The organism is Novosphingobium sp. 32-60-15 (assembly GCF_002280675.1).
GTDB lineage: Bacteria > Pseudomonadota > Alphaproteobacteria > Sphingomonadales > Sphingomonadaceae > Novosphingobium.
Map to the genome: position 1 here is coordinate 31,063 of NZ_NCEN01000008.1, position 24,471 is coordinate 55,533.

Sequence of the window (24,471 nt, forward strand, 5' to 3'; positions counted from 1 at the left end):
CCTACCCTTTGCGGCGTTGTGCCTTTTGGCGCACCAGCCGCAGGTAGGTATCGGCGACGGCCTGATTGATGCGGTCCCACGAGAATTCGAGGCTGCGTTCTTCGCCAGCGGCACCGTGGCGGGCGCGCAGGGCGGAGTCTTCGGCATAGCAGCGCAGGGCTTCGGCGAACTGGCGGACGGCGCCCGGTGCAATCAGGCGGCCCGAAACGCCGTCATCGACGAGGCTCTGGCTGCCGGTTGCCGCGGCGGCCACCACGGGTACACCACAGGCCATCGCCTCAAGCGTGACATTGCCGAAGGTTTCGGTGACCGAGGGGTTGAACAAGACGTCCATGCTTGCCACCGCGCGGCCCAGATCTGCGCCGCCCTGAAAGCCGACGAACACGGCTTCAGGCAGTCGTGCGGTGAACCAATCCCGCGCCGGACCTTCGCCAACGACGATGACTTTGAATTGCACGCCCTTGCGCCGGAGTTGATCGATCGAGTCCGAAAAGACGTCGAGCCCCTTTTCCATGACAAGGCGGCCAAGGAACCCGATGGCGACATCATGATCGGCGATGCCGTGTTCGCGACGCCAATCAAGGCTGCGTGCCGCTGGATTGAACACATCACGGTCTACCCCGCGTGACCAGATGTCGATATCGTAATTCATCCGCTGGTCGCGCAACACCTGCGCCATGGATTCCGATGGGGCGACCAACGCATCGCAGCGTCGGTAGAACCGGCGCATCAGCGCTTCGACAACCGGTTCTGCCCAAGCCATGTTGTAATAGCGGAAGTACGTTTCGAACCGGGTATGGACCGATGCGAGGATCGGCAATTTGCGATGCCGCGCCCATGACACTGCGCGGTGCGCCACCACATCGGGCGATGATACGTGGACCACGTGCGGATCGAAAGCGGCAAGATCGCGGCGGATGCGCGGCGAAAGCGACAGCGGAAAGCGGTATTCGGCGCGGCCCGGAATGGCAAACGACGGGATGCCGACCAGCGTGCCGGTGGCAGGGAACGCAGGATTTTCAACCTTGGGGGCATAGACCCGGACATCGGCACCCTGCCGCAACATGTAACCGACCAAGCGGTTCAGCGCCTGATTGGCCCCATCGCGGACGTAATTGTAGTTCCCGCTGAACAGGGCCACGCGCAAACCCGAAAGGTCGGTCGGGTGGGCTGGAGAGGTCGCATCGTTCATCGGCAGGCCCATAGCCCTGTTCTGTCCGAATGGCGAGACACCGCGTTTGGCGCGATTGCCGTCCTCACAATTATTTGTCGCGACAGGAAACCAATCCTGCCTCCGCCGGTTTGGACAACAACCGCCCTAACGGCGTCTAACATGAGGAAATCAAATGATTAAACGCACCCATTTCGCGCTGCCTATTGTCATGTCCGCTGTTCTTGCAGCCGTCCCCGCGCTTGCGCAGGATGCGAGCACAGGCGAATGGGATCGCGATAATCATTTCAACGGCGCTTATATTCAAGCATTTGGCGGCATCAGCCTGCTTGGCGAAAACGGCAGCACATTCGAATTCGACACTGACCGCAACGGCACATACGGTGACACCGTCACCACCGTCACCGGTGCCAACGCGTTTGCACCCGGCTTTTGCAATGGTGGATCACGCGGCCCCAATCGCGACCCCGGTTGTTCCAATGACAAAGCGGGCGCTGAATATGGCGCGCGCATCGGTGCAGACCGCCGCATGGGCAACATTGTGGTCGGCGCGCTGATCGAAGGCGTGGGCAATGAATCGACCGAGCGTGCATCGGCCTTCAGCAGCACTCCTGCAGCCTATCGCATTGATCGCGGACTTGAATATGCCGTATCGGCCCGCGCCCGGCTAGGCTTCACCCCCGGCGGCGGTGCGCTGTTCTATGGCACCGGCGGCGTCAGCTACGGCAAGATCGATCATGAATTCACCACCACCAACACCGCCAACAGCTTTACCGAAAACGATGACGGCAAGATGGTTTGGGGCTGGCAAGCAGGTGGTGGCACCGAAATCATGGTGACGAACAATATCTCGTTCGGCCTTGAATACCTTTACAGCCGTTACCGCGATAACAAGTACAACGTCTCGGTCGGCCAGGGCACCGCACTGCCAACCAACCCGTTCCTGCTGAACGGTGGCGGCACCAACATGCGCATCCAGGACAAGTACCTCGACACGCACGCCCTGCGCGCCGCCATCGGCTTCCGCTTCTGAGCGAGCGCTAGAGACCACCCCCTCTCGCAAGCGGGAGGGGAATAAACAAAAAGGGCGGCCCGATCGGACCGCCCTTTTTTTGTTTCGCTTAAGCCGCTTCTTTCTTTCGGCCTGCCTTCTTCCGCTCGTTCGGGTCGAGGATGGCTTTGCGCAGGCGGATGGACTTTGGCGTCACTTCCACCATTTCATCGTCGTCGATGTAGGCAATGGCTTGTTCCAGCGTCATCACCTTTGGCGGGGTGAGGCGGATGGCGTCGTCCTTGCCGGTCGAACGGAAGTTCGTCAGCTGCTTGGACTTCATCGGGTTGACTTCAAGATCATCCGGCTTGGCGTTTTCGCCGATGATCATGCCTTCGTACAAAGGTGTGCCGACGCCGACGAACAGGATGCCGCGCTCTTCCAATGGGCCAAGCGCGTAAGCGTTGGCTTCACCAGCGCCGTTCGAGATCAACACGCCATTCTTGCGGCCTTCGATCTTGCCTTTGTGCGGACCATACTTTTCAAACAGGCGGTTCATGATGCCGGTGCCGCGTGTGTCCGACAGGAATTCGCCGTGGTAGCCGATGAGGCCGCGCGACGGGGCCGAGAAGGTGATGCGGGTTTTGCCGCCGCCCGATGGGCGCATGTCGGTCATTTCACCCTTACGCGTGGCCATCTTTTCAACGACGGTGCCGGCGTATTCATCATCCACGTCAATCACGACGGTTTCGTATGGTTCGGTGCGCTTGCCGTTGTCATCTTCACCATAAAGCACGCGCGGACGGCTGATGCCGAGTTCGAAGCCTTCGCGGCGCATCGTTTCGATGAGTACGCCCAGCTGCAATTCGCCGCGCCCGGCAACTTCGAAGCTGTCCTTGTCGCTGCTTTCGGTGACCTTGATGGCGACGTTGGATTCGGCTTCGCGGGCCAGACGGTCACGGATCATGCGGCTGGTCACCTTGGTGCCTTCACGGCCCGCCATTGGCGAATCGTTGACGGCAAAGCGCATCGACAGCGTTGGCGGATCGATCGGCTGGGCGTGCAGTGGTTCGGACACGCTCGTATCGCAAATGGTGTTCGACACCGTTGCGGTGGTGAGGCCGGCGATCGAGATGATGTCGCCAGCAACCGCTTCGTCGGTGGGAACGCGTTCAAGACCACGGAAGGTCATGATCTTGGATGCGCGACCAGTTTCGATCACGTTGCCTTCGTTATCCAGCGCGTGGATTGCCTGATTGGTCTTGACGCTGCCTGAGAAGACCAGACCTGTAAGGATTCGGCCAAGGAAGTTGTCACGATCCAGCAAGGTGACGAGGAACTTGAACGGACCATCGGGATCTGCCGAAGGGGCAGGCACGTGATCAACGATCTTCTGGAACAGCGGGGTCAGCGTGCCTTCGCGGGCAAGCGGATCATCGCTGGCGTAACCATTGCGGCCAGAAGCGAACAGGACGGGGAATTCAAGCTGTTCGTCGTTGGCATCAAGGCTCACGAACAAATCGAACACTTCGTCGAGCACTTCTTGCGTGCGTTCGTCCTGACGGTCGATCTTGTTTACGACGACGATGGGCTTGAGGCCCAGAGCCAGCGCCTTGCCGGTGACGAACTTGGTCTGCGGCATCGCGCCTTCAGAGCTGTCGACCAGCAGGATCACGCCGTCAACCATCGAGAGGATGCGTTCAACTTCGCCACCAAAGTCGGCGTGGCCGGGGGTGTCAACGATGTTGATGCGGGTGCCTTCCCATTCGACCGAGGTGCACTTGGCCAGAATGGTGATCCCGCGTTCCTTTTCGAGATCGTTGGAATCCATCGCGCGCTCTTCAATGCGCTGATTGTCACGGAAGGTGCCGGATTGGCGGAAGAGCTGGTCGACAAGGGTGGTTTTGCCGTGGTCGACGTGGGCGATGATCGCGATATTACGCTGGTGGGCGGACATGAAATGGCTTTCGATTTGGATTCGGTCAGAGTTCGGCACAAGCGTGGCCCGCTCCGATCTACGGCGCGCGCTTATACTTTATTGTGCGTTGCGGCAAGCACAGTGATGCGAAAAGGCTTGAGCTCCGGCGAAAATGCTGAGCAAGCGCGGTGTTTGGTGGTGGCATGAGCAGGTGACGTTACGGCATTCTGCTATGGGCGATTACCACTGTGACACCTTTGCAACATAGGGTGGAATTGCACGGAAATCAGCCAATTCTGAATGCATTCGGATTGTACCTTGCGCGCAGGAGTTTTAATGGTGCGGTTAGGGAAATCGGATGTCCTTCCGCACTGGTGCGCTCAAGCTGCAAAGGCAAGCGCAGATGGCCAGCCGGAATTTGAAAAGGAATACAAGGTAATGAAGTCGAACTTCGCCGGTCGCACCGGACGCGCAGCTCTTATGTTCAGCGCATGCGGTCTTGCGCTTTGTGTCGCAGCCAACGCGCAGGCACAGGAAGCTGTGCCTGCCGACGAACAAGCGCAGCCTGCAACTGATCGGGCGGAAACTGATCCGGCATTCGGTGAAATCATCGTAACCGCATCCAAGCGCGAGCAGACGCTGCAGGACGTGCCGATTGCGGTTTCGGTGACCAGCGCGGAATCAATCGAACGTGCGTAAATACGCGATATCAAGGACTTGTCATCGCTAGTACCGTCGTTGCGAGTGAACCAGCTGCAAAGCTCGGCCAACACCAACTTCTACATCCGCGGCTTCGGCAACGGCGCAAACAACGCCGGTATCGAACCATCGGTCGGCCTGTTTGTTGATGGCGTGTACCGTTCGCGGTCCGCATCGATGATTGCCGATTTGCCCGATGTGCAGCGCGTGGAAGTGCTGAAAGGCCCGCAATCAACGCTGTTCGGCAAGAACGCCAGCGCGGGCGTGATCTCGTTGGTCACGCAAAAGCCCAAGTTTGAATTCGGCGGCAATGTTGAGGCAAGCTACGGCAACTTCAATGCGATTGTCCTGAAGGGCGTTGTCACCGGTCCGATTTCAGAAACCATCGCAGCCAGCCTTGCGGGCGGTTACAACAAGCGCGACGGTTTTATTGATGATCTGGGCGCGGGTGTTCAGGAGAATGAACGCAACCGCTGGTTCGCGCGCGGGCAGATCCTGCTTGAACCAAGCAGTTCGCTGTCAGTCCGCTTGATTGCTGACTACGCCAAGATTGACGAAAACTGCTGTGCAGTGGTGAACATTCGGCAATCCACAGCGACAGGTGCCGTCAAGGCGATTGGCGCGGGTCGCACAGTGATCAATGAGCCTTCGGGCAAGTTCAACGATGTTATCTACAACAACATCGCATCGTCCAACGACATTACGAATTGGGGTTTTTCGGGCCAGATCGATTATGAATTGGGACCGGTTAACCTGACGTCGATCACGGCATATCGCCGTACCGATGCGCTGACCGATCAGGATTCGGATTTCACCGGGGTTGATCTGCTGGGCCGCAACTTCCAGAACTTGCGCCTCAATACGTTTACACAGGAATTCCGCGCTGCCACCAATTGGGACGGCCCCGTAAATGCGCTGTTGGGCGGCTTCTATTTCAACGAATCTGTCAACCAGACCAACGACATCGCATGGGGCGCAAACGCGCGCACTTATGCAAACCTGCTTATTCAGGGCGCGACCGGTTGCGCAGTGGCAAGCCCGCGTTGCACCAACGTTGTAGCGCTTGAAACACAGCTTTCACCGCTGGTGGGGCGAAACCTTGCAGGTACGTTCTTTGCCAACGGGCAGGGACTTGATGAGAGCTACCGGCTGAAGAACGAGGCTTATTCGGCCTTTGGTCAGGTTGATTTTGAAATCGCCGATGGGCTGACGCTGACCGGCGGGCTGAACTACACCCACGATAGCAAACGCTTTTCGACCAATACCACATCAAACGACGTGTTTGCCGGACTTGATTTCGTTGCGCTCGCCCGTGCTGGCGGAATTGCGCAAGGGCTGATTGGACGCGGCGTTAATCCCGCCGATCCAGCCGCTGTGCAGGCTTATGCAAGCGCGCCTGCCACCGCGCCGATTTTCCAGGCCATTGTTGCGGGCGCAACGGCGGCGTCGACCAATCCGGCGCTTAATCCGCTGCTGGGCCTGACGCCGTTGCAGTTCTTCCCGCCGTTCCAGAACGTGCCGAATGCCGTGGAATCGGGCCGGATCAGCGATGGTGACGTCAGCTATACCGCGCGTCTGGCTTGGGAAGTGACCGATACGGTCAACGTCTATGCGACATATGCGACGGGTTATAAGGCGGCATCGGTCAACCTTTCGCGCGATAGCCGTCCAAGCGGAGCTGACCTGATTGCGCTGCGGGCACAGAACCTTGCGGTTGCCAATCTTGGCTCGGGCAGCCGGTTTGCAGCAGCCGAAGACGCCACGCTTTACGAATTCGGGATGAAGGGCAACTGGGGCGTGGCTTCGGCCAACTTCGCAGTGTTCAAGCAGTCGATCCAGGGGTTCCAGTCGAACATCTTTACCGGCACGGGCTTCTTCCTTGCCAATGCGGGCAAGCAGTCGGTGTTCGGCATCGAATTTGACGGATCGGTCCGTCCGACCGATGCGCTGACATTGTCAGTCGCCATGACGTATCTGAAGCCCAAGTTTGACGAATTCAAACTTTCGGCGTTCGGTGATTTGAGCGGAACGACGCCAGCAGGGGTTTCGCCGCTGTCAACAACGCTGGCGCTGGATTACAACCAGCCGCTGGGCAACGGTGATCGCGTAGTGCTGCACTTCGATTACCACTACGAAGCGTCGTTCAATCTGGTCGAAGGTTTGCCGGGGCTTGTGTTCCGCAATCCCGATGGCAGCCCGAATGCCAGCCTTGCATTGGCGGCAGCGCGTGAATTCCGGCAGGATATCAACGACGTGAACGCGTCACTGACGTATGCGATGGAAAACGGTTTGTCGCTGACGGTCTGGGGCCGCAACTTGTTGAACGACCGTACGCTGTTGCAAATCTTTGATAGCCCGGCACAAAATGGCTCGCTGTCAGGATACCCCAACCAGCCGCGCACTTATGGCGTTTCAGCGCGGTTCACGTTCTGATTGCCTATTAACACCTGATCGCATGGAGAAGGGGGCTTTGCGGCCCCCTTTTCTTTCAACAGGGCTGCGGGGCGATACTTGCAGGCCGGGCCAATTCGTGGTCATTTTCAAATCCTGCGCGAAAGTGTGGGACGCAAAAGGGGGAATGACGATGGAATGGATGTTGATGCCTTACCGGCGCTATGCCGATTTTTCGGGGCGTCTTCAGCGCAAGGAATATTGGATGTTCATCCTGTTCAACTCCCTTGTGGCCATGCTGTGCGTGGCTTTGATGATTGCAGGCGGCGTGGCGATGGATCAAAGCGGCCAGACCGAACCCGGCCCTCTGTTCTGGTTGGCGGTTGCGCTTTTGGTCGTTTTCGTGCTCGGCAGCCTCATTCCGTCTGTCGCGGTGCAAGTGCGCCGTTTCCATGATCAGGACAAATCGGGCTGGTTGGTTTTGCTGGCCTTCATCCCTTACGTGGGTGGCCTGATCGTGTTCATTTTCATGTGTTTAGAAGGAACGCGCGGTCCCAATCGCTTTGGCAATGATCCAAAGAATCCAACCAATTCTGACGTTTTTGCCTGATGGACCGGTGGAGCGCGGCCTAGCGCTGCGCTCACAAAATTTGAAAGCGCTGCCATGAACTGGATGATCCTGCCTTACCGCCGCTATGCCGAATTTGGCGGACGGTCGCGGCGCAAGGAATACTGGGGCTTTGCGCTATTCTATTTCATCGTGATGATCGTTCTGAACGCGGTATTCGGCACGAATGATGTAGAGCGTGGCGGCGGCGCGTTCGTTTACGGAACGCGTCTGGTCGGGTCGGGCGGCTGGATCAGCGGATTGTTCTGGCTGGTCAGCGTGGTGCCGGGACTTGCCGTATCGGTGCGGCGTTTGCACGATCAGGATCGCACGGGATGGCTGCTGTTGCTGTGGTTGATTCCGCTGTTCGGCTGGTTTGCCCTTTTAGTGTTGATGTGTCTGGACGGTACGCGCGGGGCCAACCGGTTCGGAGCGGATCCGAAAAGGCCTTCACCGGTGGATGTGTTCCGGTGAGGGCATGCTGAACTCAGATTGCACCTAATTCCGTTCGTGTCTCGACTTCGCTCGACACGAACGGATCAGGCGCATTTACAACTCCCGCAGCACTTGCGCCGGCCTTGTCCTCAGCAGGCCGACCGAGCCGGTAATCGCCAGCCCCATGACCAGTGCGACGCCGCCGCCTAGCACACCAAGGATGCGCGGCCAGTCTGGCAGCCAGTCGAATTCAAACAACAGCACGATCACGCCCCACGCAACGCCGGTGCCAAGCAGCAGGGCAACGCCTGCCAGCAGAGCCGATAGCAAGCCGTATTCGGCCAGCAACAGGATGAGCAATTGACGGCGGCTGGCACCCAGTACGCGCAGAATGGTGTTGTCATAGGTCTTGCGTTCGCGCGCGGCGGCAATTGCGCCTGCCAGAACGGCCATTCCGGCAAGGATCGCCACGCTGGCCGCCGCAAGGATAGCCGTGCCCATTTGGGCAAGGATCGCGCGGGCCTGCCCCAGAACAGGGCCGATTTCGACAACAGAGCTGGAAGGCAGGGCCTTGACCAGACCGGACAGGATGGCGCGGCGCACTTGTGGGGACTTGGCTTGCGCGGGCAAACTGATGGTGGCGGCAAGGTTGTGCGGGGCATCGGTGATGGCGTTGGGGCTGAACACCAGCACGTAATTGAACCCCATGTTCTCCCAGTTGATCTGCCGGAACGAGGCGATTTTGGCACTGCGTTCAACGCCAAGGATCGACACCGCGATCCGGTCACCCAACTTCAGGCCAAGCACTTCGCGCAAATCATCATCGACCGAAACGAGCGGTTCGCCAGTGTAGTTTTGCGTCCACCAGGTTCCTTGGGTCAGGACATTGCCTTCGGGCAGCGCGTCCGAATAGGTCAGGCCGCGATCACCGCGCAGCGGCCAGGCGTTGTCGGGAATTTGTTTGAGATCGGCCACGCGGGTCATCGCATTTGCCGGTCCATAAGCCACAATGGAGCCGCGCAATGCAGCCACGGTGCGAATGTCGGCAGCAGGCGCAGCACCTTTCACAACGGCTTCAAATGCGTCCATCCGGTCACGCGGGACATCCAGCACGAAGTAATCCGGCGCGCGGGTTGGCACACGGCTGACGATATTTCCGTCAAGACTGGTCTGCACGCCCGCCAGCAGGACGAATGATGCCAGGCCAAAGCCCAGCGCCACGACCAGAGCAGATGTTTGTGCGCCGGGGCGATGGAGATTGGCCAGTGCCATGCGCGCGATGGCGCCCTTGGGCCGGGGCATCCGTGAGGCCAATGCCGTCAGGCCTTTGCCAAGCAAGGTCAGCAGCACAAACAGCAAGGCGGCTCCGCCCAGAAATCCGGCGGCGAGCAGGGGTTGCGGCGCGGTGAGGATAGCCAGTGCGGCAATCCCTGCAAGGCCAAGCCCGACCGGTAGCAGCACTGCCCGCCATTGTGATGCCAGTGGATTGACCCGCGCCCGCATCAGCGCCATCGCCGGGAAATCCCGCGCGCGCACCAGCGGCGGCGCGGCAAATGTCAACGATATCAGCGCGCCATAAGCCGCAGCGATGGCCAGTGCGCGGGCATCGATCACAAGGCCGGGTTCGATGGGCAGCAAGCCTTTCAGCGCTTGACCCAGCAACGGCGTAACGCTGATACCAACCGCTAGCCCCGCAAGGATCGCCAATGCGGACGCCGCCGCGAGTTGCAGCAGAAAAATGCGCGCAATATCACCGCTGGATGCACCAAGGATCTTGAGCGTGGCAATGCTGTTGCGGCGCGCTTCAAGGTAGGAATTGACGCCGTTGCCAATGCCGATGCCTGCAATGGCAAGCGCAGCCAGCGCGACCAGCACGAGGAACTGGCCCATGCGTGAAACAAACCGGTCAAGGCTGGGCGAGGCTTTTTCGCGCGTACGCACCTCATAGCCTGCCAGCGGGTACTTGGCTTTGATGCTTTCGCCCAAGGCCACCGGATCGGCGCTGACGGGCAGCTTTACGCGCAATTTGGTGCGGACCATCGATCCGGGCTGGACCAGAGCCGAGGCATCAAGCGCTGCCTTGCTGATGATGATCGTGGGGCCAAGCGAAAAGCCTTCTGCCAGCCGGTCGGGTTCGCTGCCGATAATGCCACCCACGGAAAGGACGGCTTTACCGACTTGAATCCTATCGCCGGTTTTGACGTCAAGACGGTCTGCCACGCCCGGCGCGATCCATGCAGACAGGCCCTGTGGCGGGCCAACGCTTTTGCCATCGGCAAGGGTGAAGCGCCCGTAAAGCGGCCATTTGGCGTCAACAGCTTTGAGTTCGACAGGGGTGGCGCGCGTTTCGGCACCGGGGACGGTGGCCATTGCCTGAAGTCGCGCGCCTTCGGACAGATCTCCCATGGCGGCAATGGCTGCCCGTTCATCGGATGTGGGCTGGCGCGCAGCCAGGGTAAATTCCACGTCAGCGCCAAGCATTTCGCGGCCGCGTGTGCGCAGTTCGCCCTCAATCGCGCCGGTCAGCGTGCCAATGGCGGAAAGCGCGGCTGTGCCCAGCACAAGGCAGACGAGCAGGAGGCGCAAGCCCTTGAAGCGCCAGTCCAGCCCGCGCTTTGCCAAACCCCAGGCTGCACCCCAGCCAAGGTTCACGCTTTGCTGTCCGAAATGATGCGCCCATCGGCAAGGCGCACGATCCGATGGCAGCGCGCCGCCAGAGCCTCGTCATGCGTGACCATGATGAAGGTTGCGCCAGCCTCGGCCGCGCGGGCGAACAAGAGGTCCGCCACTGCCGCGCCATTGGTGTTGTCGAGGTTGCCGGTGGGTTCATCGGCAAACAGGATGGCAGGCTTTGGCGCAAGCGCGCGGGCGATGGCAACGCGTTGCTGTTCCCCGCCGGAAAGTTGCGCGGGATAATGGTGCAGGCGATGGCCAAGGCCGACAGCGACAAGTTCCGCCTCTGCCCGCGCCATGGCATCGGGCATACTGGCCAGTTCAAGCGGGGTTGCGACGTTTTCAAGCGCCGTCATCGTGGGCAGCAGGTGGAAGGCTTGCAAAACAATGCCGATGCGCCCGCGGCGGGCGGCGGCAAGGCCGTCTTCATCAAGCGCGGTAAAATCAGCCCCGGCCACGGACAAAGTACCGCCTGTGGCCCGCTCAAGCCCGGATAGGATGGCCAGTAGCGAGGACTTGCCCGAGCCGGAGGGGCCGAGCAGGGCCAGCGTGTCGCCCGCGTTCACGCAAAGGTCGATGCCACGAAGGATTTCCACCTGCGCTTCACCATTGCCAAGCGACAGGGTGAGGGCAGATGCAGCGATAACTTGGGGGTGGGTGCTTGTCACAAGCCTCAGGTGGCATAGATTGGTTGCATGGCGCAACCGGCACTTGGGGACGCGCCGCAGGAGTTACAATGCGCTACGCCTCTCTTGTCGCCGCCTTTTTGATTGTAGGCTGTTCTGCCGAGAAGGCGTCCGATCCCGCGCCCTTGGCATCGCAGGCGGCTGTACCGGTGCCAGCGGATGCACCGGTTATCCTGGCGTTCGGGGACAGCCTTTACGCTGGTTATCAATTGAACCCGGGCGAGGGCTATCCGCCACGGCTGGAAGCGGCCCTACTGGCGGCGGGAACGCCTGCGCGGTTGGTGAACGCCGGTGTTTCGGGTGATACCACCGCAGCGGCTTTGCAGCGGCTGGCGTTTACGCTCGACAATCAGCAGGTGAAGCCGGTGCTGGCGCTGGTAGGGCTGGGCGGGAACGACATGCTGCGCGGATTACCGCCCGAAGAAACGCGGGCAAACCTCGATGCGATCCTGAGCGAATTTGACAAGCGTGGCATTCCGGTGGTGCTGACGGGTATGATGGCCGCACCCAATATGGGTGAAAGTTATGGCAAGCAGTTCAATGGGATATGGCCCGAACTTGCGAAAAAGCATGAAGCTGCACTGGTGCCGTTCTTTCTGGAGCCGGTTCTGGGGAACAAGGCGCTGATGTTGGAAGATAATGTCCATCCCAATGCGCAAGGGGTGGAGCGGATTGTGGCGGCAACACAAGGGACGGTTGCTGCGGCGTTGAAGGCGGCGGTCAGCAAATAAACTTTGCTCGACACGAACGGGATTCAGAGTGTTTCTGCCACGCCGTCGCGCACCGACCATACCGCGCTGGCATCGGCGATTTCGGCAAAGGGGGCGATTTCAGTGCCGGTCATCCACACTTGCGCGCCCGATTGGGCCAAGCGGTCAAACAGCGCGGTGCGGCGGATGGGGTCAAGATGCGCGGCGATTTCATCCAGCAGCAGCAAGCGGGGGCGTTTCCCAGCGGTGAGGCTTGCGTGGGCCAGGACGATGGCGATCAGCATGGCTTTTTGTTCGCCGGTGGAGCAATCGGCGGCGGGGGCGTTTTTCGCAGCAAGCGTAACCGCCAGATCATCGCGGTGCGGGCCGATGAGTGAGCGTCCGGCGGCGCGGTCACGTCTGCGGCCTTCACGCAGCATGGCGCGCAAGGCGTCTGCTTCCAGCGGTGCTGCGCTGGCGTAATGCAGCAAGGGGCGAGCGAAGGGCTGTTCCGGCACCGTTTCCAGCAAAAGGCCAAGGTCTGCCACCAAGTCCGCGCGGGAAGACGCCATGGCCGCGCCGGTTTCGGCCATTTGCGCTTCAATGCCGTCTAACCATACCGGATCAGGCTCGCTTGCTTCGCCCAGCAACCGGTTGCGTTCACGCAGTGCGGATTCATAGCGGGTGGCGGTGCGGGCATGGCCGGGTTCTCGGGCGAGAACGAGGCGATCAAGGAAGCGCCGCCGTGAACCTGCGCTTTCGGCGAACAGCCGGTCCATCGCGGGGGTAAGCCATGTGATCGACAGCCATTCGCCAAGCCGCGCGGCAGGGCCTTCAGCGCCGTTGATACGCACCGTTCGGCGGCCCGGCGTTTGCGGATCGGTGGCGGTTCCGATCTGCACCGCGCCATCTTCCATATCGGCGGCGACTGCAAACCCGCCGTTGCCATCGCGCCCTGCCATTTCTGCCGGTTGCGCGCGCCTGAGACCGCGTCCGGGGGCGAGCAGGCTGATTGCTTCAAGCACGTTGGTTTTGCCAGCGCCGTTTTCCCCCACCAGCACATTGAATGCACGCATGCCATCAAGCCGCGTGGCGGTGTGATTGCGAAAATCGCGCAAGGTCAGGCGGGTGATGGACATCGGTTGGTCGCGTTACGGGGTTTTGCGGTTTGGTGCAAAGTGAAGGGAGAATTTGGTTCGCGCAGAGCCGCAGAGCCGCAGAAGAAGCAGAGAACGGGGAGAAATTTTGATCGGGCGCAGCCCCGTTCAGGCCGGGTTGGCAACGCGATAGATATTCAAACCTGCCGGGCAGCAAGGTAGAACATCCCTGCGCTCTCTGCTTCCTCTGCGTCTCTGCGCGAAACATCCTTCTTCTTGAATTACCCCCGCTCCATCAGCCCGTGCTTTTTCATGCAGTGGCGCAACTGGTCATAGCTGAGGCCCAACGCTTTGGCGGTCTGGCGTTGGTTGTAACGGTTGCGGGCCAAATGGTGTTCGACAATCGCGCGTTCATGGGCTTCGACCGCGCTGCGAAGATCGGTTACGCCATCCAGATCCGGCGTCGGTGCCGAATGTGCCGGAGTTGCAATCTGCTCTTCAACCGCGCGCGGCGGCGAAATGGGCTTCCACGCGCTTTCGAACGGATCAAACTGGACGCTGGCGATGGGGTTGGTCCAGTCGTCCCAGCGATAGACCGCTCGTTCCACGACGTTGCGCAATTCGCGCACATTGCCGGGCCACTGATATTCTTCCAGCGCGCGCTGGGTTTGCGGGGCAAAACCGGGCCATGCGTCCCATTGCAATTCTGCGGCCATGCGCCGCCCGAAGTAATCGGCAAGCACGGCGACATCGCCTTCGCGAACGCGCAAAGGGGGCAGGGTGATGACTTCGAAGCTGAGCCGATCGAGCAAATCGGGGCGGAAGCGGCCTTGCTCGGCCATTTTGGGCAGGTCTTCGTTGGTTGCAGCCACGATCCGCACGTCGACGCGCACCGGCTTGCTTGATCCGATGCGGGTGATTTCGCCATATTCAACCGCTCGCAGCAGGCGCTCTTGGGCACCCATCGATAGCGTGCCGAGTTCATCGAGGAACAGCGTGCCTTTGTCGGCTTCTTCGAAGCGGCCACTGCGCGCGCGGGTGGCACCGGTGAATGCTCCTGCCTCGTGGCCGAACAATTCGGCTTCGATCAACGTTTCAGGCAGGGCCGCGCAGTTCATGGTGACGAGCGGTTCGGACCATCGCGCCGACAACCGGTGAAGGCGTTCTGCGATCAGTTCTTTGCCCGTGCCGCGCTCGCCGATCACCAGCACGGGGCGGCGCATCGGAGCGGCGCGGCTGGCACGTTCGACCGCGTCAAGAAACGCGCCCGATTGCCCCATAAATTGAACATCACGATCCATTGCCAATGAATAGCGCTATTTCCCAAGGATTGGCAATAAGCGCCAACGCAAAACAGTGCTGTCCATCGAAAAGTGTCGGGAAACCAGGGTGTTCGCGGTTTGGCACACCCCTTGCTGTATCATTAACAATCCCGGCTGAGACGCCAAAACGCCTCTGCCACACACCCGCCGAAAGGTTCGCAAGATGTACACCGCCCGCTTCTTTTCCACCCAGCTCGGACGCGCCAGCCTCGCCAGCATTGGTGCAATTGTGGTCCTGTGCGTCTTTGCGCTGACCCAACAAGTTGATGCTGTGCCCAGCGTGATGGCATCATCGGCGGCCATTACAGGCGAACTTGCATGAGTGATGATCTGAACCCGATCGGCCCTCGCCACGCCGAGGGGGCCCGCACCACCCGCCTTGACGCGGAAATGGAGCGGCTTCGTACAAACCCCGGCGCGAATGATCGTTCGCGCACACCATTTTCTGGCCCCGCTTTTTCCTCATCGTCTTTCAACACCGGAGTAAACCTGATGGGCATCTTTTCGCGGACACGCGACATCATTGCCGCCAATTTCAACGACTTGTTGGAAAAGGCTGACGATCCTTCGAAGATGATCCGCATGATCATCATGGAAATGGAAGAAACGCTGGTCGAAGTCCGTGCTTCTGCCGCGCGCACCATTGCCGATCAAAAGGAAATGGGCCGCCACGTGGCAAAGCTGGACCGCCTTCAGGCTGACTGGTCGGAAAAGGCGCAACTGGCGCTATCGAAAGACCGCGAGGATTTGGCGCGCGCGGCTTTGGTCGAAAAGAAGAAAGCAGCCGACATGGCGGTGCAGCTTCAGGCCGAAATCGGCGTTCTGGACGATGCGATGCGCGCCTATGAACTGGACATCGAAAAGCTGCAGACGCGCCTTCGCGAAGCCCGTAGCCGCCAGACAGCAATCGCCGCGCGCCTTGAAAGCGCCGAGAACCGCGTCCGTCTGCGCACGCTGCTGGCCAGTGAACGGGTTGACGAGGCGATGGCCCGTTTTGACCAGCTTGAGCGCCGCGTCGACTATGCCGAAGGCCGTGCCGATGCGCTGAGCCTTGCCGAAGGTGGCGGCAAGCCCGGTCTGGCCGATGAAATCGCTGCTTTGGCAGGCCAGGACAAGATCGACGAAGAGCTTGAGGCAATGAAGCGCATGCTGGGCAAGGAGGGCTAAGCCATGGACGATTTAATTCCATTTACGGCGGTCGTCGCAATCTTCGTGGGCCTGCCGTGGCTGATCCTGCATTACATCACAAAATGGAAAACAGGCGCGACATTGACCAACGGGGATGAAGCGCTGTTGGAGGAATTGTACCAATTGGCCCGCCGCCTTGATGAACGCATGGATACGGTGGAGCGATTGGTCGCATCTGACAATCCGGACTTCAAGCCAGCCCGCATTTTGCCTGACCGTGAAGGCGATAACCAGAAGCTGCGCGAATTGGACCGCATGTTTGCCGAACAAGGAAGGATCGTGAAATGAACAGCCCGCGCACGCGTTTTTATCGCGACAAGGTCAACGGCAAAGTCATGGGCGTCTGCGCCGGGATTGCCGATTACACAGGGGTTGATGCACTGTGGATCCGGCTGGGGTTTCTGATCCTTGCCTTTTCGATGGGGTGGCCGTTCTTTGCCTACTTTGTGGTTGGCGTGTTGACCAACAAGAAGCCAGCCGGGCTTTATGGCGACCGGCAAGAGCAACAGTTCTGGCAGGGCGTGCGCCAATCGCCGGGGCGCACCGCACGTGAAGTGCGCGCCAGCTTCCGCGATATCGACCGCCGCCTGGCCGAAATCGAAAGCTTTTACGTTAACAGCAATCCGCGCCTTTCGGCCGAGATCGAAAAGCTGCGCTGACAACCGTTTCATGAGGGACTGATACAATGGGACCCGATACACTTGGCCCTTTGATACCGATCATCGCGCTGTGCATCCCGATCGTTGCGATCTGGACCAAGCACCGCACCAAGATTGCCGAAATGCAGATTAACGCAACCGCAGAGTTGAGCGCTGAAAAAGCCGCGCAGTATGCCCAGCACACCCGCGAACTTGAAGAACGCGTCCGGGTTTTGGAGCGCATCGTGACCGACAAGGGCTTTGACACAGCATACCAGATTGAAGCCCTGCGCCGCGAATCTGCCTCGCTTGAAGACCGGAGGGCGTGATGGACTGGGGTGGGCCAGACTTTGTCCTTGCCATCATCGCGCTTTCCACAGGCGGTTGGGTGATAAACAACTGGATCCGGGCCCGCCATGGCTATGCGCTGGAAGACGAATGGGGCGGCAAGACGCAACGCGGCGATGATGCAGCAGTTGCCAAACTGCGCGAAGAGAACGCCATGTTGCGTCAGCAACTGGACGCCACGCATCAACGCCTTGCCAATGTGGAGGCCATCGTGACGGATCGCGGTTTTGAAGTTGCCAGCCAGATCGAGGCATTGCGCAGCGAACGGCCAGGTATCGGGCAGGGAGGCCAGCCATGAACGCTGATGTTGTTTTAGCGCTTGCATTCATGTTGGTGGTAGTGCCGGTTGTGCTTGGTCTGGGTTCAGACATGTACAAGCGCCGTCTGGCTTTCCGTGAGCGTGAACTGGAATTACTTTCAAGGCAGACTGCCGAAAAGGCTGCACAATCCGCCGCCCAGGCCGAACGGTTGGAGCAACGGGTGCGGGTGTTGGAACGCATTGCCATCGATAACAAATCCGACCTTGCGCTACAGATTGAAAATCTGCGCAGCGAAAAGGTCAATTAGGGAAAGCCTGTTCGATGTCTTACTGGTCAGCCATCGTCGCAATTGTTGCGATTGTCGCTTACGTGATCATCCGCTTGAACCGGGACAAGCACAACGCAACGCAGCTGGATCAGGCCGAAATTGATCCGGCCTATACCGAAGCGCTGGAGCGCGAGGTCGCCGAAATGCGCAAGCGTCTTGAAGTGCTGGAACGCATCGCCACCGAAGATGGCGAAGCCCGCCGCCTTTCGCGCGAGATCGATTCCCTGCGCGAAAAGTAAAATCACCCCCTATCAGGGAGTTGCAGACATGACTTCCGACATTGTCCTAGCATTATCCGCACTTACCGGCCTTGGCATCTGTGCCATGACTGCGTTGCGCGGATGGGATGGCTGGCTTGCGTTGAAGCGCTTGGAAATCGAGCGTTCTGATACCGGTGACGCGGCCCGTTTGATCGACCTTGCCGACATGCGCGAACGGTTGCGCAAGCTTGAAGCCATCGCTGCTGGAGTGGACCTATGAGCAAGCATACAGACGGCGCCGCCAAGGCCGGAATCGGGCTTGGCAGTGCGATTGCGGTGGCCATATCGTGGAACCTGCACAACTCCATTGTCTGGGCCGCAATTCACGGCGTGCTGTCGTGGCTTTACGTGATTTACTTTGCGTTGACGCGTCCGGGCGGACTTTCGGGCTGATGCCCCTATCGGCGATGGACGAGGGCCGAGCGTATCGCTAGATGCGAGCCATGCGCAGCCTTGATGACATCCTTGAAGAGTACGAGTTCCTTGACGGCGACGAGCGTTATCGCCTGCTGATCGAACTGGGCCGGGAACTGGAAGACATGCCCGATGCGTTGAAAACTGACGCGACGCTGGTGCGCGGCTGTTCGGCCAGCGTGTGGGTTTATCCGACGCCGGGTGAGGGCAATCGCCTGCATTTCCTTGCCGATAGCAATGCCGCGATCACCAAGGGAATCGTGGCACTGGTGCTCTCCGCTGTGCAGGACAAGCCCGCTGCCGAAGTGGCTGCAACCGACATTGCCGAAGCGCTCGGGCCGTTTGACCTCAAGAAGCAATTGTCCTCAAACCGGACGCAGGGCGTGCCCAACATGATTGCGCTGGTGCGCGAACATGCCGCGCGGCTGGCGTCAACGGTCTGATCCCGTTGCGCCGCCACCTCTATCTTGCAGGCGGCGTTATTGCAGTGGGACTGGGGACGGTTGGCGTGTTCCTGCCGGTTTTGCCGACGGTACCGTTCTTGCTTTTGGCCACATTCTGTTTTGCCCGCTCCAACCCGGTGTGGGAGCAGCGCCTGCTTGATCATCCGCGTTATGGCCCGCCATTGCGCCAATGGCGTGAACGCCGCGCGATATCACGCAAAGGCAAGCAGGGCGCCTTGATCGCTATGGCTGCAGGTGTGGTCCTGACGGCGGTGACCGCAGGTTGGCCGTGGGTATTGATCCCCGCAGTGACCATGGGCAGCGTCGGGGTGTGGATCTGGACGCGGAAAGAATAGTTACTCCACCGCCTCACGCAGCACCGCAATGCCGTTCTTGCGCTGTTCGCGCAGTTCCTTTTTCAGCACAACCGGATCACGCGCGAAGATGAAGCCGAAGCTGACGCCGCCTTCCTTTCCGATGGTGGCATGGTGCAGCTTGTGCGACTGGACCAACCGCTTGGCATAGCCGCGTTTTGGCACCCAGCGGAACCAGCGCTGGTGAATCAGGCCATCGTGAATGGCTGTGTAGATGATGCCATAGACCAGCACGCCAAGGCCGATAAACGTGGCTGGCCACCATGCCGCTTCGCCAACGATGATCGGGCTGCCAAGGCAAAAGAAGCTGATCGAGATGGCTGCGCCAAACACCGCGTATAGATCGTTCTTTTCAAAGAAGTTGTTGTGCGGTTCATGATGGTCACGGTGCCAGGCCCAGCCAAAGCCATGCATGATGTACTTGTGGCTGCTCCATGCAACGAATTCCATGGCGAGCACGGTGGCGATAATGATGAGGAATGCGGCGAGTATTTGCATGGGGTCCCTCTTACACCTGCGAAAGGCGCACTGCGACACATTCTTACACTTTGCCCGAAAGTCGCGACGTGTTGTTTTTCTGGCGTTCAGCCTTGGTGGTGCAGTTTGACCTCAACGCAACCAAGGAGTGAACATCATGCGCAAGACCATTATCGCACTCGCCCTTTCGACCATGATTGCAGGCACCGCAGCCCCGGCGATGGCGCGTGACAATGACCGCTATCCCGGTGGTAACCGCGCCGAGGCATCGTACCTGACGCCGGCCCGCAATGCTGAAATCCGCCGCGACATCAACCAGCTTGATAACCGCATCCAGCGCGCTCAGGCCAACCGTGCCATTTCCCCGCGTGAGGCACAGGGCCTGCGCCGCGATGCACGCGACATCAAGCAGACCTACAATCGCTTTGCCAATCGGGGTTTGAGCGTTTCGGAATACCGCACGTTGGAGCGCCGTATCGCTACGGTCAACGCCCGCTTGCAGATCGACAGGCGTGACCGTGATGGCCGTCGCGGCTAATGCTGGCAGAGCGTAACAAAATTACGTTCGCACACCGGATGGCCCGTCCTTTCCTGCTTGAATTGCGGGAAGGGCGGGCCTAACCGCTGGAATTATGTCAAACACAGCCCGCACCCTTTACCAGAAGATCTGGGACGCCCACGTTGTTGAACAGCGCGATGATGGCACTGCCCTGATCTATATTGATCGTCACCTCGTTCATGAAGTGACCAGCCCGCAAGCGTTTGAAGCATTGCGCACGGCAGGCCGCAAGGTGCGCCGTCCGGATCTCACGCTGGCTGTGCCCGATCATAACTTGCCCACCACGGCGCGCCGTACCGCTGATGGCGCGCGCGTGCCCATCGCCGATTTTGAATCGGCCCAGCAACTGGAAGCGCTTGAGCGCAATGCGCCCGCTTTCGGTATTCGTTATATTGGTGATGCCGATGCAGAGCAGGGCATTGTCCACGTTGTCGGGCCGGAGCAGGGCTTTTCGCTGCCGGGCGCAACGATTGTTTGCGGCGATAGCCACACTGCTTGTCACGGCGGCCTTGGCGCACTGGCGTTTGGCATCGGCACTAGCGAAGTGGAACATGTGCTGGCCACACAGACGCTGCTGCTGAAGCAATCCAAGACGATGGAAGTGCGCGTAGAAGGGCAGTTGCAGCCCGGCGTTACGGCCAAGGACGTGGTGCTGCACATCACCGGTGTGCTCGGCGCAGCTGGCGGCACCGGCTCGGTCATCGAATATACCGGCTCGGTCATCCGCGATCTGTCGATTGAAGGCCGTCTGACGATCTCGAACATGGCGATCGAACACGGCGCGCGCGCGGGCCTGTGTGCGCCCGATGATAAGACTTTTGCCTATCTCAAGGGGCGTCCTTATGCGCCCAAGGGTGCAGATTGGGACAAGGCCGTGGCGTGGTGGACCAGCCTAGCCACTGATGCTGGTGCGAAATACGACAAGGTCGTGGTGATTGACGCTGTCGACATTGCGCCGTCCGTCACATGGGGCACGAGCCCTGAAGACGTGCTGCCGATCACCGGCGTCATCCCCGCGCCTGAAAGCTTTGCCGATCCTTCAAAACAGGACGCCGCACGCGCCAGCCTTGAATATATGGGCCTGACGCCGGGACAACTGCTCGAAGACGTTGAAGTGCAAAACATCTTTATCGGTTCGTGCACCAACAGCCGCATCGAAGATATGCGCGCTGCTGCCGCGATCCTGAAAGGGCGTCATAAAGCTGACAACGTCAAATGGGCCATCGTCGTGCCCGGTTCAGGCCTTGTGAAAAAACAGGCCGAGGATGAAGGCCTGGACCGCATCTTTGTGGAAGCGGGCTTTGAATGGCGGGAACCTGGCTGTTCGGCATGCCTTGGCATGAACCCCGATAAAGTGCCCGCTGGCGAACGTTGCGCTTCTACATCAAACCGCAATTTCGTCGGCCGCCAAGGCCCCGGCGCGCGTACGCATCTTGTCAGCCCCGCCATGGCCGCTGCTGCGGCAGTGACCGGCCGGTTGACCGACGTGCGCAAGCTGATGGCCTGAAACTGGCATGGCAGGTCTTCCGATAGCGGCGCTTCAGCTTGCGGGGTTCTTGATGGCCCATGCGTTCTGGAGCGTTTCGGAACTGCCACCGGGCGGACAATATCAGCCGCAATCGCTGTGCATGCGCAGTGACGGCAACCGCGCGCTGAACACGTTTGAAGGCGCAACGCCGCTGGAGCAGGACGCGCAGGCCAAGGCCTTTATCACCGGCGGTGCCGCACAGTGGCCCGATTGCGCCATTGCGCGGCAAGTGCGCGTGGGCACGCCCAAGGGCGAAGTGGATGCCTTGGTAATCGACGTGGTGCAATATGGCGGCAACGTGATGACCGTGGTTCAGGCATTCCATCCCGGCCCGCAAGGCTTTCGTTTATTGGGCGATGAATTGATGATGGGCGATAACGGGCCATTGCCGCCATTGCCCGCAGCCCAAGCAGCCGCATCGATGCGTGAAGGCGCAGTCGACCATCCCGGACTTGGCGACAAATGGGGCCAGTGGGAGGCGAACCGCGATCCCGTCAGCCCGCTGGTGCAACGCTGATCGAGCGCAAGGCGTCTTTCGCGCCGATTGTTGATGCCAGGACCCGCGTCCTTATACTTGGCAGCTTGCCGGGCGAGGCAAGCCTTGCTGCCGGCCGGTATTATGCCAATCCGCGCAATCAATTCTGGCGGCTGCTTGGCGCGGTGATCAGGCATGATCTCGCCAGTCTTGAATACGAGCAGCGGTTGGCCACAGTGATCGAACATGGCATCGGGTTGTGGGATTCAATTGGCAGCGCCACGCGCAAAGGCAGCCTTGATACGGCGATCCGTAACGTAGCCCCCAATGCGCTGGCAGACCTTGTCACCACACTTCCCGCATTGCGCGCCGTGGCCTTTAACGGTGCAAAATCCGCAGGGATCGGTGCGCCACAATTGGCGGAAGCAGGGGCTTTTGAATTGCTGCGTCTGCCGTCCAGCAGCCCCGCGCATGCCGCGCTTTGTTTTGAGGCAAAGCTTGAGCAATGGACTTCTCTGCGGAAATTCCTTTGATGATGCTTGTAATTATCCTGCACCGGGTCAATCTATGATCCACGATATCAAGGAGCTTTACCGTGAGCAAGAAATCCGACTGGACTGGCAAAGCTGCCATGGCGGGCGCGGCGGTTGGCTCGGCAGCCCTTGCTGCGGCCCTGCTTTACGCTTCGCGCCGCAAGGAGCGCGCGGAAAGCACGGCACCAAAAGCACCTCCCGTAGACGTTCCTGAAACAGACTGACGGCCTTGCATCCATCGCGCGCAAAGCTATAGCGGCGGCATGGAACCGGTGAACCAGATTGACGGACGGGCTATCCCGTTCGGACGCAAGAACGTCGACACTGACGTGATCATCCCTGCCAAGTGGCTGAAGACGATTACACGGCAGGGCCTCGGGCGCGGTGCTTTTGAAGCGTTGCGCGCGGATCCTGACAATATTTTTGACAGCGCCGAGTTTTCCGGTTCGCCAATCCTGATCGCGGGTGATAACTTCGGTTGCGGGTCCAGCCGTGAACACGCGGCTTGGGCCTTGCTTGATCTGGGTATCAAGGCCGTCATCGCGCCTTCGTTTTCCGACATCTTTTCGGGCAACGCCTTCAAGAACGGCATCCTGACCGTGGTCTTGCCGCAAGAAGCGATTGACCGGTTAATGGAAGTTGCACAGACCGATCCTGTGATGATCGATCTGGAATCACAGACCGTCTCAACCCCGTTTCAGGATCGCTTCTCGTTTGAAATTGACGCGTTCCGCAAGAACTGCCTGATCAACGGCCTTGATGAAGTCGGGCTGACGATGGCCCGTGATACGGCAATTTCCACGCATGAGGCCAAGATGCGCGATCAGTTGCCATTCCTTGCGCGCGGTACGGATGCCGTAGCGGCGGCTTAAGCGCTCAATTAAAAGGCTTTCCAAGCCGCGCAAAACTTGCTTCCTTAAGGGCTTAGGCGGAGCGATTCCGCGAAAGGCTTTGGGAGATTGCAATGAAGGCACTGCGTACTCACGCTGCGGGCGGCCCCGAAACGCTGGTGCTGGATGATCTGCCCGATCCTGTGCCCGGAGCGGGTGAGGTGGTCGTGCGTGTTCATGCCTGCTCGATCAATTTTCCCGACACGCTGATGATCCGCGACATGTACCAGTTCAAGCCGGAGCGGCCCTATGCTCCCGGCAGTGAACTGGCAGGTACGATTGAGGCGCTAGGTGCAGGCGTTTCTGGCTGGTCGGTCGGGGACCGTGTTATGGCCATGATTGGCCACGGCGGTCTTGCCGAAAAGATTGTGGCACCTGCCAGCAGCCTGTTTGCCCTGCCCGATGACGTTGACTTTGCAACGGGCGCGTCATTGCTGATGACATATGGCACCACCATTCATGGGTTGAAGGACCGTGGCCATATCAAGGCTGGCGACGTGGTGCTGGTATTGGGTGCGGCCGGTGGCGTGGGACTGTCGGCAATCGAACTGGCCAAGGCTTATGGCGCGCGCGTGATCGCAGGGGTCTCGTCCGAAGAAAAGGCAGCCGTTGCGCGTGCAGCAGGGGCCGATGACGTCGTCGTCTATGGCCGCGCGCCCTTTGACAAGGTGCAGTCAAAAGAACTGGCCGAAGCGTTCAAAATGGCTTGCGGACCGACTGGCGCAAACATTGTCTATGACATCGTCGGTGGCGATTATTCCGAGCCTGCTGTGCGCGCCATCGCGTGGGAAGGGCGCTTCCTTGTGGTCGGGTTTCCAGCGGGTATTGCACGGTTGCCTTTGAACCTGACGCTGCTTAAATCATGCGATGTTTGCGGCGTGTTCTGGGGTGCGTTCATCGCAAGAGAGCCTGAGAGGTTCAAGGCGCAAGTGGCTGAATTGTTTGATTTGCTGCGCGCAGGCAAAATCAACCCCCGCGTTTCTTCGCGCTTCACGCTTGATGAAGGCAGTGCGGCCATTGCGATGCTGGAAAACCGGCAAGCCATGGGGAAAGTCGTGGTCGAGATGATTGGCTGAA

The 24,471-nt window shown here is 59.8% G+C and carries 32 protein-coding genes; 25 read left to right on the forward strand and 7 right to left on the reverse strand.

What is annotated here, in order from left to right; translation table 11 throughout:
* Position 1: 1 nt before the first annotated feature.
* The gene (locus tag B7Y89_RS07765; RefSeq protein ID WP_292937319.1) at positions 2-1,192 is read right to left on the reverse strand and encodes a glycosyltransferase family 1 protein; all 1,191 of its coding nucleotides are present in this window, start codon (positions 1,190-1,192) and stop codon (positions 2-4) included.
* A 154-nt stretch (positions 1,193-1,346) separates the two neighbouring features.
* Here B7Y89_RS07765 and B7Y89_RS07770 point away from each other — a divergent pair, with 154 nt between their 5' ends.
* Positions 1,347-2,204: a hypothetical protein gene (locus B7Y89_RS07770; RefSeq protein WP_292937321.1), complete on the forward strand. Its 858-nt coding sequence runs from the start codon at positions 1,347-1,349 to the stop codon at positions 2,202-2,204.
* 88 nt (positions 2,205-2,292) lie between these two features.
* Here B7Y89_RS07770 and typA read toward each other — a convergent pair whose 3' ends face one another.
* The gene (typA, locus tag B7Y89_RS07775; RefSeq protein WP_292937323.1) at positions 2,293-4,119 is read right to left on the reverse strand and encodes a translational GTPase TypA; all 1,827 of its coding nucleotides are present in this window, start codon (positions 4,117-4,119) and stop codon (positions 2,293-2,295) included.
* A gap of 399 nt (positions 4,120-4,518) precedes the next feature.
* On the opposite strand from typA, the gene B7Y89_RS07780 reads away from it, so the two are divergent.
* The 4 genes from B7Y89_RS07780 to B7Y89_RS07795 all read left to right on the forward strand — a co-directional run bounded on the left by B7Y89_RS07780 (position 4,519) and on the right by B7Y89_RS07795 (position 8,251).
* On the forward strand, positions 4,519-4,779 hold the full coding sequence (locus B7Y89_RS07780) for a hypothetical protein (RefSeq protein ID WP_292937325.1): 261 nt from the start codon (positions 4,519-4,521) through the stop codon (positions 4,777-4,779).
* A gap of 9 nt (positions 4,780-4,788) precedes the next feature.
* Complete coding sequence (locus B7Y89_RS07785; RefSeq protein WP_292937549.1) at positions 4,789-7,212, forward strand: TonB-dependent receptor; 2,424 nt, start codon at positions 4,789-4,791, stop codon at positions 7,210-7,212.
* Positions 7,213-7,363: 151 nt separating this feature from the next.
* A complete protein-coding gene (locus B7Y89_RS07790; protein WP_292937327.1) occupies positions 7,364-7,780 on the forward strand; it encodes a DUF805 domain-containing protein in 417 nt (138 codons plus the stop codon).
* A gap of 54 nt (positions 7,781-7,834) precedes the next feature.
* On the forward strand, positions 7,835-8,251 hold the full coding sequence (locus B7Y89_RS07795; protein WP_292937328.1) for a DUF805 domain-containing protein: 417 nt from the start codon (positions 7,835-7,837) through the stop codon (positions 8,249-8,251).
* 75 nt (positions 8,252-8,326) lie between these two features.
* On the opposite strand, the gene B7Y89_RS07800 is transcribed toward B7Y89_RS07795, so the two are convergent.
* Both B7Y89_RS07800 and B7Y89_RS07805 read right to left on the reverse strand, forming a co-directional pair.
* Positions 8,327-10,864, reverse strand: coding sequence for an FtsX-like permease family protein (locus B7Y89_RS07800; RefSeq protein ID WP_292937330.1), 2,538 nt, complete (start codon positions 10,862-10,864; stop codon positions 8,327-8,329).
* The gene (locus B7Y89_RS07805) at positions 10,861-11,553 is read right to left on the reverse strand and encodes an ABC transporter ATP-binding protein (RefSeq protein WP_292937332.1); all 693 of its coding nucleotides are present in this window, start codon (positions 11,551-11,553) and stop codon (positions 10,861-10,863) included. Before B7Y89_RS07805 ends, B7Y89_RS07800 begins: the two co-directional genes overlap by 4 nt.
* Before the next feature lie 68 nt (positions 11,554-11,621).
* On the opposite strand from B7Y89_RS07805, the gene B7Y89_RS07810 reads away from it, so the two are divergent.
* Complete coding sequence (locus B7Y89_RS07810) at positions 11,622-12,302, forward strand: arylesterase (RefSeq protein WP_292937334.1); 681 nt, start codon at positions 11,622-11,624, stop codon at positions 12,300-12,302.
* 23 nt (positions 12,303-12,325) lie between these two features.
* Here B7Y89_RS07810 and recF read toward each other — a convergent pair whose 3' ends face one another.
* The gene (recF, locus tag B7Y89_RS07815) at positions 12,326-13,399 is read right to left on the reverse strand and encodes a DNA replication/repair protein RecF (RefSeq protein ID WP_292937336.1); all 1,074 of its coding nucleotides are present in this window, start codon (positions 13,397-13,399) and stop codon (positions 12,326-12,328) included.
* Positions 13,400-13,638: 239 nt separating this feature from the next.
* Positions 13,639-14,658, reverse strand: a complete 1,020-nt coding sequence (gene pspF, locus B7Y89_RS07820) for a phage shock protein operon transcriptional activator (protein ID WP_292937338.1) — start codon at positions 14,656-14,658, stop codon at positions 13,639-13,641.
* Between the two features lie 184 nt (positions 14,659-14,842).
* On the opposite strand from pspF, the gene B7Y89_RS07825 reads away from it, so the two are divergent.
* From B7Y89_RS07825 to B7Y89_RS07880, 12 genes are read left to right on the forward strand one after another with little or no spacing between them, the layout of a single operon-like run.
* Positions 14,843-15,001 carry a hypothetical protein gene (locus B7Y89_RS07825; protein WP_292937340.1) on the forward strand — a complete coding sequence of 53 codons (159 nt, stop codon included), beginning with the start codon at positions 14,843-14,845 and terminating at the stop codon, positions 14,999-15,001.
* Positions 14,998-15,846: a phage shock protein PspA gene (gene pspA, locus B7Y89_RS07830; RefSeq protein WP_292937341.1), complete on the forward strand. Its 849-nt coding sequence runs from the start codon at positions 14,998-15,000 to the stop codon at positions 15,844-15,846. The genes B7Y89_RS07825 and pspA overlap by 4 nt, the downstream gene beginning before the upstream one ends.
* Before the next feature lie 3 nt (positions 15,847-15,849).
* Positions 15,850-16,155 carry an envelope stress response membrane protein PspB gene (gene pspB / locus B7Y89_RS07835; protein ID WP_292937343.1) on the forward strand — a complete coding sequence of 102 codons (306 nt, stop codon included), beginning with the start codon at positions 15,850-15,852 and terminating at the stop codon, positions 16,153-16,155.
* Positions 16,152-16,526 carry an envelope stress response membrane protein PspC gene (pspC, locus tag B7Y89_RS07840; protein WP_292937344.1) on the forward strand — a complete coding sequence of 125 codons (375 nt, stop codon included), beginning with the start codon at positions 16,152-16,154 and terminating at the stop codon, positions 16,524-16,526. The genes pspB and pspC overlap by 4 nt, the downstream gene beginning before the upstream one ends.
* Positions 16,527-16,552: 26 nt before the next feature.
* Positions 16,553-16,834: a hypothetical protein gene (locus B7Y89_RS07845; RefSeq protein ID WP_292937346.1), complete on the forward strand. Its 282-nt coding sequence runs from the start codon at positions 16,553-16,555 to the stop codon at positions 16,832-16,834.
* Positions 16,834-17,151, forward strand: a complete 318-nt coding sequence (locus tag B7Y89_RS07850; protein WP_292937348.1) for a hypothetical protein — start codon at positions 16,834-16,836, stop codon at positions 17,149-17,151. The genes B7Y89_RS07845 and B7Y89_RS07850 overlap by 1 nt, the downstream gene beginning before the upstream one ends.
* Positions 17,148-17,420 (forward strand): hypothetical protein, encoded by a 273-nt coding sequence (locus tag B7Y89_RS07855; protein ID WP_292937350.1) that lies wholly within the window; start codon positions 17,148-17,150, stop codon positions 17,418-17,420. The genes B7Y89_RS07850 and B7Y89_RS07855 overlap by 4 nt, the downstream gene beginning before the upstream one ends.
* Before the next feature lie 14 nt (positions 17,421-17,434).
* Positions 17,435-17,680, forward strand: coding sequence for a hypothetical protein (locus B7Y89_RS07860; protein WP_292937352.1), 246 nt, complete (start codon positions 17,435-17,437; stop codon positions 17,678-17,680).
* Positions 17,681-17,708: 28 nt separating this feature from the next.
* On the forward strand, positions 17,709-17,921 hold the full coding sequence (locus B7Y89_RS07865) for a hypothetical protein (protein WP_292937354.1): 213 nt from the start codon (positions 17,709-17,711) through the stop codon (positions 17,919-17,921).
* The gene (locus B7Y89_RS07870; RefSeq protein WP_292937356.1) at positions 17,918-18,094 is read left to right on the forward strand and encodes a hypothetical protein; all 177 of its coding nucleotides are present in this window, start codon (positions 17,918-17,920) and stop codon (positions 18,092-18,094) included. The genes B7Y89_RS07865 and B7Y89_RS07870 overlap by 4 nt, the downstream gene beginning before the upstream one ends.
* A 50-nt stretch (positions 18,095-18,144) precedes the next feature.
* On the forward strand, positions 18,145-18,558 hold the full coding sequence (locus tag B7Y89_RS07875) for a SufE family protein (RefSeq protein ID WP_292937358.1): 414 nt from the start codon (positions 18,145-18,147) through the stop codon (positions 18,556-18,558).
* Positions 18,559-18,563: 5 nt separating this feature from the next.
* Positions 18,564-18,914 carry a YbaN family protein gene (locus B7Y89_RS07880; protein ID WP_292937360.1) on the forward strand — a complete coding sequence of 117 codons (351 nt, stop codon included), beginning with the start codon at positions 18,564-18,566 and terminating at the stop codon, positions 18,912-18,914.
* On the opposite strand, the gene B7Y89_RS07885 is transcribed toward B7Y89_RS07880, so the two are convergent.
* The gene (locus B7Y89_RS07885) at positions 18,915-19,430 is read right to left on the reverse strand and encodes a sterol desaturase family protein (protein WP_292937362.1); all 516 of its coding nucleotides are present in this window, start codon (positions 19,428-19,430) and stop codon (positions 18,915-18,917) included.
* Between the two features lie 136 nt (positions 19,431-19,566).
* On the opposite strand from B7Y89_RS07885, the gene B7Y89_RS07890 reads away from it, so the two are divergent.
* From B7Y89_RS07890 to B7Y89_RS07920, 7 genes are all read left to right on the forward strand, one after another.
* On the forward strand, positions 19,567-19,947 hold the full coding sequence (locus B7Y89_RS07890) for a hypothetical protein (RefSeq protein WP_292937364.1): 381 nt from the start codon (positions 19,567-19,569) through the stop codon (positions 19,945-19,947).
* Positions 19,948-20,041: 94 nt separating this feature from the next.
* Positions 20,042-21,475 carry a 3-isopropylmalate dehydratase large subunit gene (leuC, locus tag B7Y89_RS07895; RefSeq protein ID WP_292937366.1) on the forward strand — a complete coding sequence of 478 codons (1,434 nt, stop codon included), beginning with the start codon at positions 20,042-20,044 and terminating at the stop codon, positions 21,473-21,475.
* 7 nt (positions 21,476-21,482) lie between these two features.
* Positions 21,483-22,013, forward strand: coding sequence for a hypothetical protein (locus tag B7Y89_RS07900; protein ID WP_292937368.1), 531 nt, complete (start codon positions 21,483-21,485; stop codon positions 22,011-22,013).
* Positions 21,968-22,504, forward strand: coding sequence for a DNA-deoxyinosine glycosylase (locus B7Y89_RS07905; RefSeq protein ID WP_292937370.1), 537 nt, complete (start codon positions 21,968-21,970; stop codon positions 22,502-22,504). Before B7Y89_RS07900 ends, B7Y89_RS07905 begins: the two co-directional genes overlap by 46 nt.
* A 62-nt stretch (positions 22,505-22,566) precedes the next feature.
* Complete coding sequence (locus B7Y89_RS07910; protein ID WP_292937561.1) at positions 22,567-22,728, forward strand: LPXTG cell wall anchor domain-containing protein; 162 nt, start codon at positions 22,567-22,569, stop codon at positions 22,726-22,728.
* A gap of 39 nt (positions 22,729-22,767) precedes the next feature.
* On the forward strand, positions 22,768-23,376 hold the full coding sequence (gene leuD / locus B7Y89_RS07915) for a 3-isopropylmalate dehydratase small subunit (RefSeq protein ID WP_292937372.1): 609 nt from the start codon (positions 22,768-22,770) through the stop codon (positions 23,374-23,376).
* Positions 23,377-23,468: 92 nt separating this feature from the next.
* A complete protein-coding gene (locus tag B7Y89_RS07920; RefSeq protein WP_292937374.1) occupies positions 23,469-24,470 on the forward strand; it encodes an NADPH:quinone oxidoreductase family protein in 1,002 nt (333 codons plus the stop codon).
* Position 24,471 lies beyond the last annotated feature (1 nt).